Genomic DNA, 17,018 nt, shown 5'->3' with positions numbered 1-17,018 from the left:
CCCGGCCCGGCGCCGCGCTCCGGCGGGTGCCGCCGTGTCCGGACCCCCGCCGGATGACGGGTAGGCTGGTCACATGTCCGAACCGACCGGTGCCGCCCGCCGTCGCGGGCCCTTCCAGGTCGGGGACCAGGTCCAGCTCACCGACCCCAAGGGACGCCACTACACCTTCACGCTCGAAGCCGGGAAGCAGTTCCACACCCACAAGGGTGCCTTCCCCCACGACGAGCTGATCGGTGCCCCCGAAGGCAGTGTTGTCCGTACCACGGGAAACGTCGCCTACCTCGCGCTGCGCCCCCTGCTCCCCGACTACGTCCTGTCCATGCCCCGCGGCGCCGCCGTGGTCTACCCCAAGGACGCGGGGCAGATCCTGGCCTTCGCCGACATCTTCGCCGGCGCGCGCGTCGTCGAGGCCGGAGTGGGCTCCGGCTCGCTCAGCGCCTTCCTGCTGCGCGCCATCGGCGACCAGGGCATGCTGCACTCCTACGAGCGCCGCGCGGACTTCGCCGAGATCGCCCAGGCGAACGTCGAGCGCTACTTCGGCGGCCCGCACCCCGCCTGGCAGCTCACGGTCGGCGACCTGCAGGACAACCTGTCCGACACCGACGTCGACCGGGTCATCCTCGACATGCTCGCCCCCTGGGAGTGCCTGGAGGCCGTCTCCAAGGCGCTCGTCCCCGGCGGCATCCTCTGCTGCTACGTGGCGACCACGACCCAGCTCGCCCGGACCGTCGAGTCCATCCGCGAGATCGGCTGCTTCGCCGAGCCGCAGCCCTGGGAGTCGATGATCCGCAACTGGCACGTCGAGGGACTCGCCGTCCGGCCGGACCACCGCATGATCGGCCACACCGGCTTCCTCGTCACCGCCCGCCGCCTCGCGGACGGCGTCGAGCCGCCGATGCGCCGCCGCCGGCCCGCCAAGGGCGCCTACGGCGAGGACTACGAGGGCCCCAACAAGGGCTGACCCCCGTCATCGCGTGCACGGCACGCCGGGCGCCGCCACCGGGACCCCGCACCGCGGGGAACTCGGGGGCGGCGCCTCTTCGTTAAGCCCGCCCGCCGGGCCCGCCGCGGCTTCACCCGCCCGGCTTTTTCGCACGCCCTCCACCGGCGTGCCCGCTGTTCCCCGGTACGCGGGGGTGTGGCACGATGCTGATCGATTCCGCATCCCCGCAGCCACCGCCACAGGAGTCAGCGCGCGTGCAGCCACCGGCAGACAGTGCCCGTCCCGCCCCTGAGCCCGCCGCGCGCCGGCCGCACACCCGCTCCGGGCCCGGCCACTGGCTGGCCACCGCCGCGGCCCTGGCCGCCGTCGTCGCGGCCGCGGTCGTCGCCGGCCCGCGCGAGGACCCCGCGCCCGCTCCGGCCGCCGCCTCGGCCGCGACCGCCGAGGCCCCCGGCCCGCTCGCGGCCCGCTTCCCCCTGCGCTGCGGCCCCGGCCGCGGGCCCGACGTCGTCCAGCAGGTCACCAGCGACCTCGACGGCGACGGCCGGCTCGAGACGGTGGCCGTCGTGCGCTGCCGCGCCGACGGCGGTACTCCACCCAGTGGCGTCTACGTCCTCGCCGCGCCCCGCGAGCCGGGCGGGCGGCCCCGCGTCCTGGCCACGCTCGTGGACCCCCGGGAGAAGATGACCGTCACCGGTCTCACCGTCACCAGGGGCACCGTTTCGGCCACTCTGCTCGGCTACTCCGGCCCGAGCGTGCCCCGTTGCTGTCCGGACAAGAGCCGGACCGTCGAATGGCACTGGAAGAACGGCAAGTTCGTCCTCCGCCCGATGCCGGTAGCGGGGAGTGTGTGATCCGTTACCCGGCGTCCGGGCCGTAGATCTCCACCTTGTCCGAAATGCGGCGGACATGAATGCAGTCGCCCGGGCACTCCTTGGCCGAGTCGCGGACGTCCGTGAGCAGGGGCAGCGGCACGGGCGTCGTCGCGCCCGGCTCCTGCAGCAGCTCGTCGTCGGCGCTCTTCACATACGCCAGGCCGTCGATGTCCAGCTCGAAGACCTCGGGCGCGTACTGGGCGCAGATCCCGTCCCCTGTGCACAGGTCCTGGTCGATCCAGACCTCCAGGGCCTCGCCGTCCGTCTCCGGGGCGGGGCCCGGGCCGTCCGCTGCGGTCGCCGTGGCCCCCGGGGCCGCCGGGGCCCCGGCCGCCTCCGCGCGGTCGTCGTTCTGCACGGTCATCTCGCCCTGCCGTTTCCTGCGTACGTGAATCAATTGGAGCCAGCCCTGACGGGTGTTGACCGACTCGACGATACAACCGCCCGCTTTCCGATGTTGATGGGTGGGTATTCCCCTGCTGTGGGGACGTGCGCAAGGGTGAAGATCGGACACACTCCGACCGGGTTTGTGATCTAGGGGTTTCAACCTGCACCGGCCCAGGTAGGGTCAGGAAGCGTCCAGCTCCCCTTGGAGGAGGTGAGGACCGTGGCAGCCCACGACGACGACATGAACCGCGGCATCCGGCCGGGACGAGCGTCCGACGACCTCGCGAGCCAGGTTGCCTATTACGAGCAGGAGATCGCCGTCCTGCGGCGCAAGCTCGCCGACTCTCCGCGTCACACGAGGATTCTCGAAGAGCGGATCGTCGAGCTCCAGACCAATCTGGCCGGAGTGTCCGCTCAGAACGAGCGGCTCGCCAACACCCTCCGCGAGGCGCGCGACCAGATCGTCGCCCTCAAGGAGGAGGTCGACCGGCTCGCGCAGCCGCCGGCCGGCTTCGGAGTCTTCCTCAAGGCCAACGACGACGGCACGGCCGACATCTTCACCGGGGGCCGCAAGCTCCGGGTGAACGTCAGCCCCGGCGTCGGCCTGGAGGACCTCCGGCGGGGCCAGGAGGTCATGCTCAACGAAGCGCTCAACGTGGTCGAAGCCATGGAGTTCGAACGAGCCGGGGACATCGTCACCCTCAAGGAGATCCTCGAGGACGGCGAGCGTGCCCTGGTCATCGGGCACACCGACGAGGAGCGGGTGGTGAGGCTCGCCGAGCCGCTGCTGGACACCACCATCCGCCCCGGGGACGCCCTGCTCCTCGAACCCCGATCCGGCTACGTCTACGAGATCATCCCGAAGAGCGAGGTCGAGGAGCTCGTCCTCGAAGAGGTCCCGGACATCGACTACACCAAGATCGGCGGCCTGGGGAACCAGATCGAGCTGATCCGTGACGCGGTCGAGCTCCCGTACCTCTACCCCGACCTCTTCAAGGAGCACGAACTGCGGCCGCCCAAGGGCGTGCTGCTGTACGGCCCGCCCGGCTGCGGCAAGACGCTCATCGCCAAGGCCGTCGCCAACTCCCTTGCCAAGAAGGTCGCCGAGGTCACCGGCAAGCCCGCGGGGAAGAGCTTCTTCCTCAACATCAAGGGCCCCGAGCTCCTCAACAAGTACGTCGGGGAGACCGAGCGGCACATCCGGCTGATCTTCCAGCGCGCCCGGGAGAAGGCGAGCGAGGGCACCCCGGTCATCGTGTTCTTCGACGAGATGGACTCCCTCTTCCGCACCCGCGGATCCGGGGTCAGCTCGGACGTCGAGAACACCATCGTTCCCCAGCTCCTCTCGGAGATCGACGGCGTCGAGGGCCTGGAGAACGTGATCGTGATCGGCGCCTCCAACCGGGAGGACATGATCGACCCGGCGATCCTGCGCCCCGGCCGCCTCGATGTGAAGATCAAGATCGAGCGCCCGGACGCCGAGGCCGCCAAGGACATCTTCTCGAAGTACCTGACCCAGACCCTGCCCATCCACGCGGACGACCTCACTGAGCACGGGGGCGACCCCAAGGCCGCCGTGGCAGGCATGATCCAGTCGGTCGTCGAGCAGATGTACGCCGAGTCCGAGGAGAACCGCTTCCTCGAGGTCACCTACGCCAACGGCGACAAGGAAGTCCTCTATTTCAAGGACTTCAACTCCGGCGCCATGATCCAGAATATTGTGGACCGGGCGAAGAAGATGGCCATCAAGGCCTTCCTCGACCACAACCAGAAGGGTCTGCGCGTCTCCCACCTGCTCGCCGCCTGCGTCGACGAGTTCAAGGAGAACGAGGACCTGCCCAACACCACCAACCCGGACGACTGGGCCCGGATCTCCGGCAAGAAGGGCGAGCGGATCGTCTTCATCCGCACCCTCGTCACCGGGAAGCAGGGTGCCGACACCGGCCGCTCCATCGACACGGTGGCCAATACCGGCCAGTACCTGTAGCACCATCGTCCGGCTGCGGATGTCCCGTGCCTCCCGCCCCGGCGGGGGGCACACCCCGGGACAACCGCGGCCGGATGTGTTTTCCCGCCGCCCGCGTCGTTTTCCGACGGGTTTCTCGCCAGGATTTCGCCACGGGGAGCGTCCATGGCCCGGGTACGCCACGAACCGGAGCAATGACTGTAATGATCTCCCCACCGCCGCAAAGCCGTTCTAGGCTCTTCGATACCGCCGCACAGCGCGATGGGGGATCGAGGGCCGGACACGGACCGGATGCGCAGCGGTACTTGAGCGCCGACCCCACCAGGGGGCGCCGCCGGGCAAGGAGGGCCGCATGACCGTACGGCGAGTAATGGGCATTGAGACGGAGTACGGGATCTCCGTCCCCGGTCACCCGAACGCCAATGCCATGCTCACCTCGTCCCAGATCGTCAACGCCTACGCCGCGGCGATGCACCGGGCGCGACGCGCCCGCTGGGACTTCGAGGAGGAGAACCCGCTGCGGGACGCCCGGGGCTTCGACCTCGCCCGCGAAGCCGCGGACTCCAGCCAGCTCACCGACGAGGACATCGGCCTCGCCAACGTCATCCTGACCAACGGCGCGCGACTCTACGTCGATCACGCCCACCCCGAGTACAGCTCGCCGGAGATCACCAATCCCCGGGACGCCGTCCTGTGGGACAAGGCCGGCGAGCGGATCATGGCCGAGGCCGCCGAGCGCGCCGCCCAGCTGCCCGGAGCTCAGCCGATCCACCTTTACAAGAACAACACCGACAACAAGGGCGCGTCCTACGGCACCCACGAGAACTACCTGATGAAGCGGGAGACCCCCTTCTCGGACATCGTGCGCCACCTGACGCCCTTCTTCGTCTGCCGCCAGGTGGTCACCGGCGCCGGCCGCGTCGGCATCGGCCAGGACGGCCACGAGCACGGCTTCCAGCTCAGCCAGCGAGCGGACTACTTCGAGGTCGAGGTGGGCCTCGAGACCACGCTCAAGCGGCCGATCATCAACACCCGCGACGAGCCGCACGCCGACGCCGAGAAGTACCGCCGGCTCCATGTGATCATCGGCGACGCCAACCTCTCGGAGATCTCCACCTACCTCAAGCTGGGCACGACCGCCCTGGTCCTGTCCATGATCGAGGACGGCTTCATCGTCTCCGACCTCGCCGTCGACCAGCCCGTGCGCACCCTCCACCAGGTCAGCCACGACCCCACCCTGCAACACCTCATCACGCTCCGCAGCGGCCGCACGCTCACCGCCGTACAGCTCCAGATGGAGTACTACGAGCTGGCCCGCAAGTACGTCGAGAACCGTTTCGGGGCGGACGCCGACGAGCAGACCAAGGACGTGCTCGGCCGCTGGGAGGACGTGCTGAACCGGCTGGAGCACGATCCGATGAGCCTGGCCGGCGAGCTGGACTGGGTGGCCAAGCGGGAGCTCCTAGAGGGCTACCGCCGCCGCGACGGCCTGGGCTGGGACGCGGCCCGCCTGCACCTGGTGGACCTGCAGTACGCGGACGTCCGCGCGGACAAGGGCCTGTACAACCGGCTCGCGGCCCGCGGCAGGATGAAGCGGCTGCTGGACGAGACCGAGGTGGAGCGCGCCCGCACGGCCCCGCCCGAGGACACCCGGGCCTACTTCCGCGGGCGCTGCCTGGCGCAGTACGCGGACGACGTGGCAGCGGCCTCCTGGGACTCGGTGATCTTCGACCTCCCGGGCCGTGACTCCCTGCAGCGGGTGCCCACCCTGGAGCCGCTGCGCGGCACGCGCAACCACGTCAAGGAGCTCCTGGACCGCTGCCGCACCGCGGAGGACCTGGTGCGCGTGCTCTCCGGGGGCTGAGCAGGTCTGAGAGGCCGGCGTTCAGGGAATCATCACCGTGGTTCCGGGACGTTGTAGCAAGTACAGGGCCGATGTCGGACCCTGCTTGTAGGGTCTGATCTTGCAGGGCCGAGTACGTGAGTACGACTGAGTACGTCCGATCTTGTACGTCGAACCGAGCGGGGTGAGGGATATGGCGACCAAGGACACCGGCGGCGGTCAGCAGAAGGCCACGCGATCCACAGAGGACGTCGAGGAGCAGGCGCAGGACGCGCAGGTCTCGGAGGACCTCAAGGAACGGCAGGAGAAGCTGTCGGACGACGTCGACTCCGTGCTGGACGAGATCGACGACGTCCTCGAGGAGAACGCCGAGGATTTCGTGAGGTCCTTCGTCCAGAAGGGCGGCGAGTAGGCGGCTGCCGGCGCCTATCGATCATGATCATGGGACCGGTAAGGTCCGTGGCGTACTGTGCCCCAGCTCCGACACGACCCTGGGGCAGTTCAAGGATCGAGCGGACGTCATGGGGCGGGCCGCTGCATACGTGGAAGGAAACGTGTGGAAGCCAACACTCGTAGCACCGGGCATCTGCCGGCTGCCTTCCTGACCCCCGGCTCCTCGTCGTTCATGGATTTCCTGGCCTCGCACTCCCCGGAGCTGCTCCCGGGCAACCGGCCGCTCCCCGCGGTGCAGGGCGCCGTCGAGATCCCGCACGGCACGACGATCGTCGCGGCGTCGTTCCCCGGCGGTGTGGTGCTGGCCGGTGACCGGCGGGCCACGATGGGCAACGTCATCGCCCAGCGTGACATCGAGAAGGTCTTCCCGGCCGACGAGTACTCGGCGGTGGGCATCGCCGGCACGGCCGGTCTGGCCGTGGAGATGGTCAAGCTCTTCCAGCTGGAGCTGGAGCACTTCGAGAAGGTCGAAGGGGTTCAGCTCTCGCTGGAGGGCAAGGCGAACCGGCTGTCGACGATGATCCGTGGCAACCTCGGCATGGCCATGCAGGGCCTGGCCGTGGTGCCGCTCTTCGCCGGCTGGGACGTGGACCGCCAGAAGGGCCGGATCTTCTCCTACGACGTGACCGGCGGGCGCTCGGAGGAGCACGGCTTCGCCGCCACCGGCTCGGGCTCGGTCTTCGCCCGGGGGTCGCTGAAGAAGCTCTTCCGTGAGGAACTGACGGAGAGCCAGGCCCTCACGCTCGTCGTCCAGGCGCTCTACGACGCCGCCGACGACGACTCCGCGACCGGCGGACCGGATCTTGCACGCCGTATCTATCCGATCGTCACCGTCATCACCGACGAGGGGTTCCGAAAGCTCACCGAGGCGGAGTGCTCCGAGATCGTCCGGGCGATCCACGACCGGCGGCTCCAGGAGCCGGACGGCCCCCGGGCCGCCCTCCTCTGAGGCCTTGGTCAGCATGTACCCCTCATTGACAGAAAGGGACGGATAACCGGTGTCGACGCCGTTCTACGTATCTCCTCAGCAGGCCATGGCCGACCGCGCCGAGTACGCCCGCAAGGGCATCGCGCGCGGCCGCAGTGTCGTGGTGCTCCAGTACACCGATGGCGTTGTCTTCGTTGCCGAGAACCCGTCCCGGGCCCTGCACAAGGTCAGCGAGATCTATGACCGGATCGCTTTCGCAGCGGTCGGCAAGTACAACGAATTCGAGAATCTGCGGATCGGCGGTGTGCGCTACGCGGATCTGCGGGGTTACACCTACGACCGGGACGACGTCACGGCCCGTGGCCTGGCCAATGTCTACGCCCAGACGCTGGGCTCGATCTTCTCCAGCGCCGCCGAGAAGCCCTACGAGGTGGAGCTGATCGTCGCCGAGGTCGGCGCGGGCCCCGAGGACGATCAGATCTACCGGCTGCCGCATGACGGCTCGATCGTGGATGAGCACGGTTCGGTCGCCGTCGGTGGCAATGCCGATCAGATCAGCAATTATCTCGATCAGCGACACCGCGACGGAATGACCCTCTCGGAGGCGCTGAAGCTCGCGGTCGAGTCCCTCACCCGTGACAACAACGGCGGCGAGCGCACGCTCACCTCCGAGCAGCTGGAGGTCGCCGTCCTGGACCGGACGCGGCCGCAGCAGCGGAAGTTCAAGCGGCTGCTGGGCCGTCAGCTGTCGCGTCTGCTGGAGGAGGGCACGTCCACCGGCGCGGCCGCCTCCGGCGCCGCCGAGTCCGGCGCCGAGCCGGAGGGTTCGTCCGAGGAGGGCGGAGCGGCCTCGTCCGAGAGCTGATTTTTCTGCCTGCTGTCACACCGTGCGCCCCGTCGGATCATCCCGGCGGGGCGCACGGCTTTCGCCGCCCGGGCGCCACCGGCGCCTACCGGTGCTACGGGTGCTACGGGCGGGCGTAGGCCGTGGTGCCGCGGGTGACGAGCCGGACCGGGAGGGCCTCGGGGGCCGGCGGCCGCCCGTCCAGGACGGCCACGAGGGCGCGCATGCCGGCCTCGCCGACCGCTTCGGCCGGCAGCTGCACGGTGGTGAGCTCGGGCTCGACGGCCGTGGCGAGGGCCAGGTCGGTGAAGCCGGTGACGGAGAGGTCGGCCGGCACGTGCAGGCCCAGCCGGCGGGCGGCCTTGCACGCGCCCGCGGCGAGGACGTCGTCGTCGCAGACGATGGCGGTGGGGCGGTGGCCGGGCTCGGCGAGGGCCTTCTCGGTGGCGCGCAGCCCGTCGGCGACGGTCAGGGGCGCCCGCTCGGTCCGCACCGCCGCGCCGTCCGTCCCGCGCAGGGCGTCGGCCAGCGCCCGGGCGCGGACCCGGAACGTCCAGGTGTCGATGTCCGAGGCGAGGTGCAGGAACCGCCGGTGGCCGAGGCCCAGCAGGTGCTCCGCGACCTGGCGCATGCCGTCGGCGATGTCGGGGTTGACGGTGGCGGAGGCGCCTTCGTGCCCGGGGTCGCTGTCGAGCATGACGAGCGGGAGGCCGCCGCCCCGGATGGCGCCGAGCGCCTCGGCGGCCATCGAGGAGGCCAGGACGCCGTCGAGGGTGGCGCTGGCGGAGGCGAACGGGTCGCGGGCCGGGCCGGCGCCCTCGGGGGAGAGGTAGAGGACGACGCCGAGGCCGTGCTCGCGGGCCACGCGGACGACTCCGGTGTGGACCCGGGCGAAGAATTCGTTGGTGAGCGCCGGGACGACGAGCAGCACCGTGCGGGTGCGCCCGAGGCGGAGGTCGCGGGCGGCGAGGTTGGGGCGGTAGCCCAGGCTGCGGGCGGCGGAGCGGACGGCCTCGGCGGTGCGCTCGGAGACCCGGCCCCGCCACTTCTCGCCCATGACGAGGGAGACCGTGGCCTGGGAGACGCCTGCGGCCCGGGCGACGTCGCGGCTGGTGGCACGGGCCCCGGCGCGGGGTCCGCGGGCCGTGGGCCACCGCTCGTCGCGGCGCTGTTCTGTCTCGTCGCCGCTGGTCACTGTCGGTGCCTCCCCTGGTGCCGCAGCCTGCGGCGGTTGGACCCGCGGGCTGCGGCCATGATACGTATGACGCTTCTAGTTATACGTAAAACCCGAGGCTCGGGGAAGAGAGAGAAGTCACCGATGGCGGCCGGCTACGGCGAGATGCTCAGAACGCGGTACGCCGCGCGCCTGCTCACAGGCACGCTGGTGGGCCGTCTGCCGAATGCCACGGCCGCGCTCGCGATCGTCCTCTTCGTCCGTGCCGAGGGCGGCAGCCTCGCGCTCGCCTCGGCGCTCTCCGCCGTCTACGGCGTGGCGAACGCGGTGGGGCAGCCGCTGCTGGGCCGGGCCGTCGACCTCTACGGCCAGCCGCGCGTCATGCTGCCGTCGGCCCTGCTGGCCGCGCTCGGCATGACGGCCTTCGCCGTCGTCGGTCTGGAACCGGTCGCCCTAGCATACGCGGCCATGGTGGTGTCCGGTTTCTTCACGCCGCCGCTGGAGGGCGGGCTGCGGGCCCTGTGGCCCTCGGTCCTCAAGAGCGAGGAGCGCATCCACGCCGCGTACTCCCTCGACGCCATCGCCCAGGAAGTGATGTACGTCGTCGGCCCGCTGATCATCACCGGGCTGGTCGGCGCCTGGTCCCCGGCCGGTGCGCTGTTCGTGATCAACGCCCTGGGCGCCCTCGGCGCGCTCGCCGTCGTCACCTCGCCGCCCTCGCGCGAGTGGCGCAGCGCGCCCCGTGAGGCGCACTGGCTGGGCGCCCTGCGCTCGCGCGGGCTGCTCGTGCTGCTCGGCACGTTCTTCTTCATCGGCTCCGCGCTCGGCTCGATCGCCGTCTCCGCGGTGGCCTACGGCGAGGCCCACCACGACGGCAACGTCGCCGGCTACCTGCTCTCCGCGGTCGGTGTCGGCGCCTTCGTGGGCGGCACCGTCTACGGCCACCGCCAGTGGCCCGGCACCCCGGAGCAGCGGCTGCGGCTGCTCGTCACCGGCCTCGCCCTGTGCTACCTGCCGCTGCTGCTGGTGCCGGGCCCCGTGCTGATGACGGTCTTCGCAGGCGTGGCCGGCATCTTCCTGGCCCCCTGCCTGGCCTGTGCCTTCGTCGTCGTGGACCGGCACGCGCTGCGCGGCACCGTGACCGAGGCGTTCTCCTGGCTGGTGACCTCCTTCGGCGTGGGCGCGGCCATCGGCACGGCCTTCGCGGGCCCGGCGCTGCAGGAGTCCGGCATCCGTGCGGGCTTCCTCGTGGCCGTGGGCTGCGGCGTGGCCGCTCTGCTCGTCATGCTGACGGCGCGGCGCGCGCTGCAGGCTCCCGTGAGCCCCTCGCCCATCGTGGCCCGGTCGGAAAATGATCGGAACGGTGCGGTCGAACCCGGTTTCAGCGCAGGGCATCAGGCGTAATGTTCAGGCATGGACCGCCGCATTTTCGGGCTGGAGAACGAGTACGGCGTCACGTGCACCTTCAGGGGACAGCGCCGGCTGTCGCCTGACGAAGTGGCGCGCTACCTCTTCCGCCGTGTCGTTTCCTGGGGCCGCAGCAGCAATGTCTTCCTGCGCAACGGAGCGCGTCTCTACCTGGATGTGGGTTCGCACCCCGAATATGCAACTCCGGAGTGCGACAGCGTGGTCGAGCTGGTCACCCACGACAAGGCGGGGGAGCGCATTCTCGAGGGCCTGCTCGTCGACGCCGAGCGGCGCCTGCACGAGGAGGGGATCGCGGGCGACGTCTATCTCTTCAAGAACAACACCGACTCCGCCGGGAACTCCTACGGCTGCCACGAGAACTATCTCGTCGCGCGGCACGGGGAGTTCTCGCGTCTTGCGGACATCCTCATCCCCTTCCTGGTGACGCGGCAGCTGCTGTGCGGGGCGGGGAAGGTCCTGCAGACGCCCCGCGGCGCGGTCTACTGCGTCAGCCAGCGCGCGGAGCACATCTGGGAGGGCGTCAGCTCGGCGACCACCCGCTCCCGCCCGATCATCAACACCCGTGACGAGCCGCACGCCGACGCCGAGCGCTACCGCCGCCTGCACGTCATCGTCGGCGACTCCAACATGTCCGAGACGACGATGCTGCTGAAGGTCGGCGCGACGGACCTGGTGTTGCGCATGATCGAGGCGGGCACGGTCATGCGCGACCTCACGCTGGAGAATCCGATCCGGGCCATCCGCGAGGTCAGCCACGACATCACGGGCCGGCGGAAGGTCCGGCTCGCGAGCGGGCGCGAGGCCTCGGCCCTGGAGGTCCAGCAGGAGTACTACGAGAAGGCCGTGGACTTCTGCGAGCGCCGCGGCATCCGCACCGGCACGGTGGAGCGGGTCCTGGAGCTGTGGGGCCGCACCCTGGAGGCCGTCCGGGACGAGGACCTGGACCGGATCTCCACCGAGATCGACTGGGTGATGAAGTACCAGCTCATCGAGCGCTACCGGGCGAAGAACAACATCACCATGTCGCACCCGAGGGTCGCGCAGATAGACCTCGCGTACCACGACATCCACCGCCGCCGCGGGCTGTACTACCTGCTGGAGAAGCGCGGCCAGGCGGCCCGGGTGTGCAACGACCTGAAGATCTTCGAGGGCAAGTCCGTGCCCCCGCAGACGACGCGGGCCCGGCTGCGGGGCGACTTCATCCGCCGCGCACAGGAGCAGCGGCGCGACTTCACGGTCGACTGGGTGCATCTGAAGCTCAATGACCAGGCGCAGCGGACGGTGCTGTGCAAGGACCCCTTCCGGTCGGTGGACGACCGGGTGGAGAAGCTGATCGCCGGGATGTGAGCGGGCGGGATACGCCGGGCCGCGGGGCCCGGCGTACCGCCGTGTCGGGCAGGGTTGATCACACAGGATCAAGCCGTAAAGTGGCGGGCACTGCTCTGCCACCCCCTAGCCCGAGTTGGACTGATGAACCTCACGATGAACACGCGTCGCCTGGCCGCGGCGCTGGCCGTGCCTGTCCTGCTGTTCTCCGCCGCCGCGTGCGGTGATGACAAAGGCTCGTCCGAGGCGAAGGTCTCGGTGAAGGGGGACTTCGGCCAGAAGCCCGAGATCTCCGTGGAGAAGGGGTCGAAGCCGGGCGACGAGCTCACCGTCAAGACGCTCTCGGAGGGCAAGGGCGACAAGGTCGAGAAGGGCAGCTTCGTCCGCCTCGACTTCGCCGTGCAGAGTATGAAGGACGACAAGCCGCTGGGCGGCTCCTGGTCGAGCCAGGGGCAGACGCCGGGCGGCAAGGACGAGCGCCGCCAGGACGTCTTCGCCGCGGGCCAGCCGGGCCAGCAGGTGCCCGCGAAGGTGGCCGACGCCGTGATCGGCCAGCGGGCCGGCAGCCGGGTCGAGGTCCTGGGCACGGTGAAGGAGACCATCGGCGAGCAGGTCAACCCGCAGCTGGGCCTGGAGCCGGAGGACGGCCTGGTCTGGGTCGTCGACGTGGTGGGCGCTCAGAAGGTCGACCCGAAGAGCGAGGTCAAGGGCGACCAGGCCAAGCCGGACGAGGGCATGCCCGAGGTGAAGGTGCTCCCGCAGAAGGCCGCGGAGATCACCATCCCCAAGGACACCAAGGCGCCCTCGGACCTCAAGGAGCAGGTGCTGATCAAGGGCACCGGCCCGGAGATCAAGGCGGGTGAGGGGCTGATCGCCCAGTACACCGGGGTGAAGTGGGAGGACGGCAAGAAGTTCGACTCCTCCTGGGACCACTCGGGGGCGACGAGCTTCCAGATCGGCACCGGCTCGGTCGTCCAGGGCTGGGACAAGGGCCTGGTCGGCAAGCGCGTCGGGGACCGGGTCGAGCTGGTGATCCCGCCGAAGCTGGGCTACGAGGGACAGGCCGGCAGCGGCCTGGACAAGAACACGCTGGTGTTCGTCGTCGATATCGTGGGCAAGGTCTGATCTTTGACCGGGATCTGCCAGACTTGCACGGTTGTCTACAAGATTCGTTCGTAGGAGCACTTTCGTGAGCATCGACAAGCCCGAGATTGATTTCCCCGAGGGCCCGGAGCCCACTGACCTGGAGATCACCGAGATCTGGGAGGGCGACGGCGAGGTCGCCAAGGCCGGCCAGCTGGCCAAGGTCCACTACGTGGGCGTGGCTTTCTCCACCGGCGAGGAGTTCGACGCCAGCTGGAACCGTGGCACGCCGCTGGAGTTCCAGCTGGGCGCCGGCCAGGTCATCGCGGGCTGGGACCAGGGCATTCAGGGCATGAAGGTGGGTGGCCGTCGCAAGCTGGTCATCCCGCCGCACCTGGCGTACGGCGAGCGCGGTGCCGGTGGCGGCCGCATCGCCCCGGGCGAGTCGCTGATCTTCGTCTGCGACCTGGTCGCCGTCAAGGGCTGACCCCTTCTTCGCGTTCTTCGCGGGCCGAGGCCCCATGCCTGCGGGCGTGGGGCCTCGGCTTTTGCGCTTGCAGGCCGGAGCGGTACGGTCAGCGGTTGAGAGCACAAGTAGAGAGGGCGTCGATGGCGATTGCCAAGGCCGAGCGGCTGATGAACCTGGCGCTGTGCCTGCTGGGGACGCGCCGTCCGCTGAGCAAGCGGGAGCTCAGGGGCTCCATCGAGGCCTACCTCGAAGCCTTCGGGCCGGGAAACGGTGCGGCTTCCGGCACGGCCTCCGGGGCCCCGGACAACGCCGCGGGCAGCGATGACGCCTTCAACCGCATGTTCGAGCGTGACAAGGACGACCTGCGCGAGCTCGGCCTGATCATCGAGACGGTGGAGAGCGTCGACGGCGAGACCGGCTATCTGGCCCGCCGCGACAGCAACCGCCTGCCCCCCATCACGCTGGACGTCGAGGAGGCGGCCGCCCTCGGCCTGGCCGCCAGCGTGTGGCAGCAGGCCCGCCTGGCCGCCGCGGCCAGCGGGGCGCTGCAGAAGCTGCGGGCCGCCGGGATGCCGCTCGCGGAAGAGGTCTACGGCAACAGCGCCCTGGAGACGCGGATCCCGGTCCACGAGGCGGCCTTCGAGCCGCTGATGCTGGCCGCGCGCGACCGGCGCCCGGTCGTCTTCGACTACCGCAAGGCGAATTCGGCCCGCCCCGAGCAGCGGCACGTCGAGCCGTGGACGCTGGAGTGCTGGCGCGGCCACTGGTACCTGGCGGGCTGGGACCGCGACCGCAAGGCGGAGCGCGTCTTCCGGCTGTCCCGGATCACCGGCAAGGTGCGGTCGCGGGGCATCCCCTTCACGGCTGCGGTGCCCGACCACGTGACGGTCCGCGAGACCGTCGAGCGCTGGGCCGGCGAGACGGCGACGAGCACGGCCCTGATCAAGGTGCGGGCGGACCACGGATATCCGCTGCGGGCCCGGGCCCTGGCCACGCGCGAGCTGGGCGACGGCTGGGACGAGCTGAAGATCCCCTACGGGCACGGGCTGGATGCGTGGCTGGTGGAGTTCGGCCCGGACGTGGTGGTGCTGGAACCGGCGGAGCTGCGGGCCGAGGTGCTCGACCGGCTGCGCGCCGTGGCCAAAGGCTGAGACAGCGGATACGGGCCGAAGGGCCCGCGACGAGGGCTGAGAGGAACGGACCGACTTCTGATGGCCGGAAACGCCATTGATCAGACGCGGCGGATGCTGTCGCTGGTCACCTATCTGCGGGAGCGCCCCGGCGCCCGGGTCACCGATGTGGCGCGCGCCTTCGGGATCACCGAGGACGAGCTGATCGGCGACCTCGACGTCCTGCCGATGTGCGGCACCAGCTTCCGCGGCGGTGACCTGCTGGACATCGACACCGACGGCGACCGCATCTGGTGGCACAACCCGGACGCCTCGGGCAACAGCACGGGCGAGCCCCTGCGGCTGGCCGCGGACGAGGCCACGGCCCTGCTGGTGGCCGCCCGCGCGGTGGCCACGCTGCCCGGTCTGCGGGAGAGCGACCGGCAGGCGCTGGTGCGGGCCACCGCGAAGATCGAGACCGCGGCGGGCGAGGCGGCGGGCGCGAGCTCCCGGCTGTCGGTGACCTTCGAGTCCGAGGGCGGTGTCTTCGCCGACGTCGACCGGGCGATCGCCGAGCGCCGCCGCGTGTGGATCAAGTACTACTCGCCCGCGCGCGACGAGCTCACCGAGCGCGAGGTCGACCCCGTCCGGCTGTTCGTCGTGGGCCACACCTATATGGAGGCGTGGTGCCGGCTGTCGGAGGCCCGGCGCACCTTCCGCCTGGACCGGGTGGCCGAAATCCGGCTGCTCGATGAGCCGTCGGATCCGCCGCCGGTCGAGCTGCGGGACCTGTCCGAGGGGCTGGTGCAGCCGGCCGCGGAGGACCCGGAGGTCGTGATCGAGGTGGGCCCCGGCGGCCGCTGGGTCGCCGAGTACTACCCGCACGACAGCGCCGAGGAGCAGCCCGACGGAGGCCTGCGGATCACCCTGCGCACCCCGGACCCGGCCTCGCTGCGCCGGCTCGCGCTGCGGCTCGGCGGCGACGGGCGGATCGTCTCGCCGGCCGGGCTGGCAGTCAGCGCGCGGGACGCGGCCCGCGAGGCCCTTGCGGCGTACGGGGAGTGAGGGTGGACGCGATGGACGGGAGAGTGCCGGGGGCCGCGCTGTTCAAGGCGGCCTGCCCCGACTGCCGTGGTCGCTTCGAGCTGGCCGCGAGTGCGCTGCGGCTGGCGATCGGCGGCAGCCGGCGGACCACCTTCTACTCCTTCACCTGCCCGGACTGCGGTTCCGCGGTGCGCAAGCCGGCGGGGGAGCGGATCGTCGAGCTGCTGACCGGCGGCGGGGTGCGGACGCTGCGGCTGCATTCGACGGTGTGAGCCCCGGCCCACTGCCGGGCCCGGTGCGTACGAACACAGTCCGTACGAAACACTCCGATAAACAGTTGTTTTGAGCCATTCCGACATCCCGATAGGTTCACCTCATGTTCTGGCCCATGCTCGCCGTCGCCCTCGCCTTCCTGGGGATCGCCGTCCTCGGGGTACTGGCCGCCCGGGTGCTGGTCGAAGTGCGGCGGCTGGCGCGCCAGGTGTCGCAGAGCTCGCAGCGGATCAGCCGGGCCGCGGAGGACCTGGAGCGGGCCGCGACGCCGCTCGCCGCGGCGAGCGCGCAGGCCGCGCACACTTTGCGCCAGGAATGAGCGGTTCTGACAACGTCGCTCCCGCTCTCTCCTGGGGCCGCTGACCGGGCGGTACGCTGTTTCAGCGGCCCCGGCGACGAGGCGGGGGGCCGCATCCGGGAGTACGCAAGGGGATTGCCCAGCGTTTACCCCTGCGCGTTACGATCGCTGCCGTACGGCTGATGGACAAATGTCCGATCAGTCGGCAGTACCCCACCCCCATGCCGCCTCGGTGAGAAGGTAAACGCAAATGTTCGGTAGGCTCGGCGCCCCCGAGATCATCCTTATTCTCGTCGTCATCGTCCTGCTGTTCGGTGCGAAGAAGCTCCCGGACATGGCGCGTTCCCTCGGCAAGTCCGCCCGCATCCTCAAGAGCGAGGCGAAGGCCATGAAGTCGGAGGGCCAGGACAACGCCTCCGCTCCGGCCGACCCGCCCGCCGGCCAGGCCCCGCGTACGATCAAGGCGGCTCCCGGCGATGTGGCCGGCGCGCGTCCGGTCACCGAGCCGAGCGACCGCTCCACGCAGCACTGAGCAGCGCCGACGGCGCTGCACAGCACTTTTTCAGGGACGATCG

Annotated in this window: 19 protein-coding genes; 17 read left to right on the top strand and 2 right to left on the bottom strand. The window is 70.4% G+C overall.

Going from position 1 to position 17,018, the window contains the following annotated elements:
• Positions 1 to 73 precede the first annotated feature (73 nt).
• The gene (locus FGW37_RS06630; protein WP_179080201.1) at positions 74 to 961 is read left to right on the top strand and encodes a tRNA (adenine-N1)-methyltransferase; all 888 of its coding nucleotides are present in this window, start codon (positions 74 to 76) and stop codon (positions 959 to 961) included.
• A 236-nt stretch (positions 962 to 1,197) separates the two neighbouring features.
• Positions 1,198 to 1,797 (top strand): hypothetical protein, encoded by a 600-nt coding sequence (locus FGW37_RS06625; RefSeq protein WP_179080200.1) that lies wholly within the window; start codon positions 1,198 to 1,200, stop codon positions 1,795 to 1,797.
• 4 nt (positions 1,798 to 1,801) lie between these two features.
• Here FGW37_RS06625 and FGW37_RS06620 read toward each other — a convergent pair whose 3' ends face one another.
• The gene (locus FGW37_RS06620) at positions 1,802 to 2,068 is read right to left on the bottom strand and encodes a ferredoxin (RefSeq protein WP_058047003.1); all 267 of its coding nucleotides are present in this window, start codon (positions 2,066 to 2,068) and stop codon (positions 1,802 to 1,804) included.
• Positions 2,069 to 2,425: 357 nt separating this feature from the next.
• On the opposite strand from FGW37_RS06620, the gene arc reads away from it, so the two are divergent.
• The 6 genes from arc (at position 2,426) to prcA (ending at position 8,260) form a co-directional block, all read left to right on the top strand.
• Positions 2,426 to 4,192 carry a proteasome ATPase gene (gene arc, locus FGW37_RS06615; protein ID WP_179080199.1) on the top strand — a complete coding sequence of 589 codons (1,767 nt, stop codon included), beginning with the start codon at positions 2,426 to 2,428 and terminating at the stop codon, positions 4,190 to 4,192.
• A gap of 331 nt (positions 4,193 to 4,523) precedes the next feature.
• Entirely contained in the window at positions 4,524 to 6,035 is a 1,512-nt protein-coding gene (gene dop / locus FGW37_RS06610; RefSeq protein ID WP_179080198.1) for a depupylase/deamidase Dop, read from the top strand.
• 172 nt (positions 6,036 to 6,207) lie between these two features.
• A complete protein-coding gene (locus FGW37_RS06605; protein WP_058045164.1) occupies positions 6,208 to 6,426 on the top strand; it encodes a ubiquitin-like protein Pup in 219 nt (72 codons plus the stop codon).
• Between the two features lie 4 nt (positions 6,427 to 6,430).
• Entirely contained in the window at positions 6,431 to 6,619 is a 189-nt protein-coding gene (locus FGW37_RS06600; protein ID WP_179084545.1) for an endonuclease domain-containing protein, read from the top strand.
• Complete coding sequence (gene prcB / locus FGW37_RS06595; protein ID WP_179080197.1) at positions 6,571 to 7,416, top strand: proteasome subunit beta; 846 nt, start codon at positions 6,571 to 6,573, stop codon at positions 7,414 to 7,416. Before FGW37_RS06600 ends, prcB begins: the two co-directional genes overlap by 49 nt.
• 49 nt (positions 7,417 to 7,465) lie before the next feature.
• A complete protein-coding gene (prcA, locus tag FGW37_RS06590; protein WP_179080196.1) occupies positions 7,466 to 8,260 on the top strand; it encodes a proteasome subunit alpha in 795 nt (264 codons plus the stop codon).
• Positions 8,261 to 8,363: 103 nt separating this feature from the next.
• On the opposite strand, the gene FGW37_RS06585 is transcribed toward prcA, so the two are convergent.
• Positions 8,364 to 9,434: a LacI family DNA-binding transcriptional regulator gene (locus FGW37_RS06585; protein ID WP_179080195.1), complete on the bottom strand. Its 1,071-nt coding sequence runs from the start codon at positions 9,432 to 9,434 to the stop codon at positions 8,364 to 8,366.
• A gap of 123 nt (positions 9,435 to 9,557) precedes the next feature.
• On the opposite strand from FGW37_RS06585, the gene FGW37_RS06580 reads away from it, so the two are divergent.
• The 9 genes from FGW37_RS06580 (at position 9,558) to tatA (ending at position 16,975) form a co-directional block, all read left to right on the top strand.
• Entirely contained in the window at positions 9,558 to 10,817 is a 1,260-nt protein-coding gene (locus FGW37_RS06580) for an MFS transporter (RefSeq protein ID WP_179080194.1), read from the top strand.
• A gap of 9 nt (positions 10,818 to 10,826) precedes the next feature.
• Entirely contained in the window at positions 10,827 to 12,188 is a 1,362-nt protein-coding gene (gene pafA / locus FGW37_RS06575) for a Pup--protein ligase (protein WP_058045169.1), read from the top strand.
• Positions 12,189 to 12,323: 135 nt separating this feature from the next.
• Positions 12,324 to 13,292, top strand: a complete 969-nt coding sequence (locus FGW37_RS06570) for an FKBP-type peptidyl-prolyl cis-trans isomerase (RefSeq protein WP_246430295.1) — start codon at positions 12,324 to 12,326, stop codon at positions 13,290 to 13,292.
• Between the two features lie 64 nt (positions 13,293 to 13,356).
• Complete coding sequence (locus tag FGW37_RS06565; protein ID WP_179080192.1) at positions 13,357 to 13,737, top strand: FKBP-type peptidyl-prolyl cis-trans isomerase; 381 nt, start codon at positions 13,357 to 13,359, stop codon at positions 13,735 to 13,737.
• 122 nt (positions 13,738 to 13,859) lie between these two features.
• A complete protein-coding gene (locus FGW37_RS06560) occupies positions 13,860 to 14,870 on the top strand; it encodes a helix-turn-helix transcriptional regulator (protein WP_179080191.1) in 1,011 nt (336 codons plus the stop codon).
• Positions 14,871 to 14,930: 60 nt separating this feature from the next.
• On the top strand, positions 14,931 to 15,893 hold the full coding sequence (locus tag FGW37_RS06555) for a helix-turn-helix transcriptional regulator (RefSeq protein WP_179080190.1): 963 nt from the start codon (positions 14,931 to 14,933) through the stop codon (positions 15,891 to 15,893).
• 11 nt (positions 15,894 to 15,904) lie between these two features.
• Positions 15,905 to 16,144 (top strand): hypothetical protein, encoded by a 240-nt coding sequence (locus tag FGW37_RS06550; protein WP_058047005.1) that lies wholly within the window; start codon positions 15,905 to 15,907, stop codon positions 16,142 to 16,144.
• Between the two features lie 104 nt (positions 16,145 to 16,248).
• The gene (locus tag FGW37_RS06545; protein ID WP_179080189.1) at positions 16,249 to 16,464 is read left to right on the top strand and encodes a hypothetical protein; all 216 of its coding nucleotides are present in this window, start codon (positions 16,249 to 16,251) and stop codon (positions 16,462 to 16,464) included.
• Between the two features lie 229 nt (positions 16,465 to 16,693).
• A complete protein-coding gene (gene tatA / locus FGW37_RS06540) occupies positions 16,694 to 16,975 on the top strand; it encodes a Sec-independent protein translocase subunit TatA (protein ID WP_168096926.1) in 282 nt (93 codons plus the stop codon).
• Positions 16,976 to 17,018: the final 43 nt, after the last annotated feature.

The organism is Streptomyces rectiverticillatus, assembly GCF_013394065.1.
Lineage (GTDB): Bacteria > Actinomycetota > Actinomycetes > Streptomycetales > Streptomycetaceae > Streptomyces > Streptomyces rectiverticillatus.
Note: the sequence above shows the minus strand (reverse complement) of the source record. Positions and strands in the feature narration are given on the sequence as shown.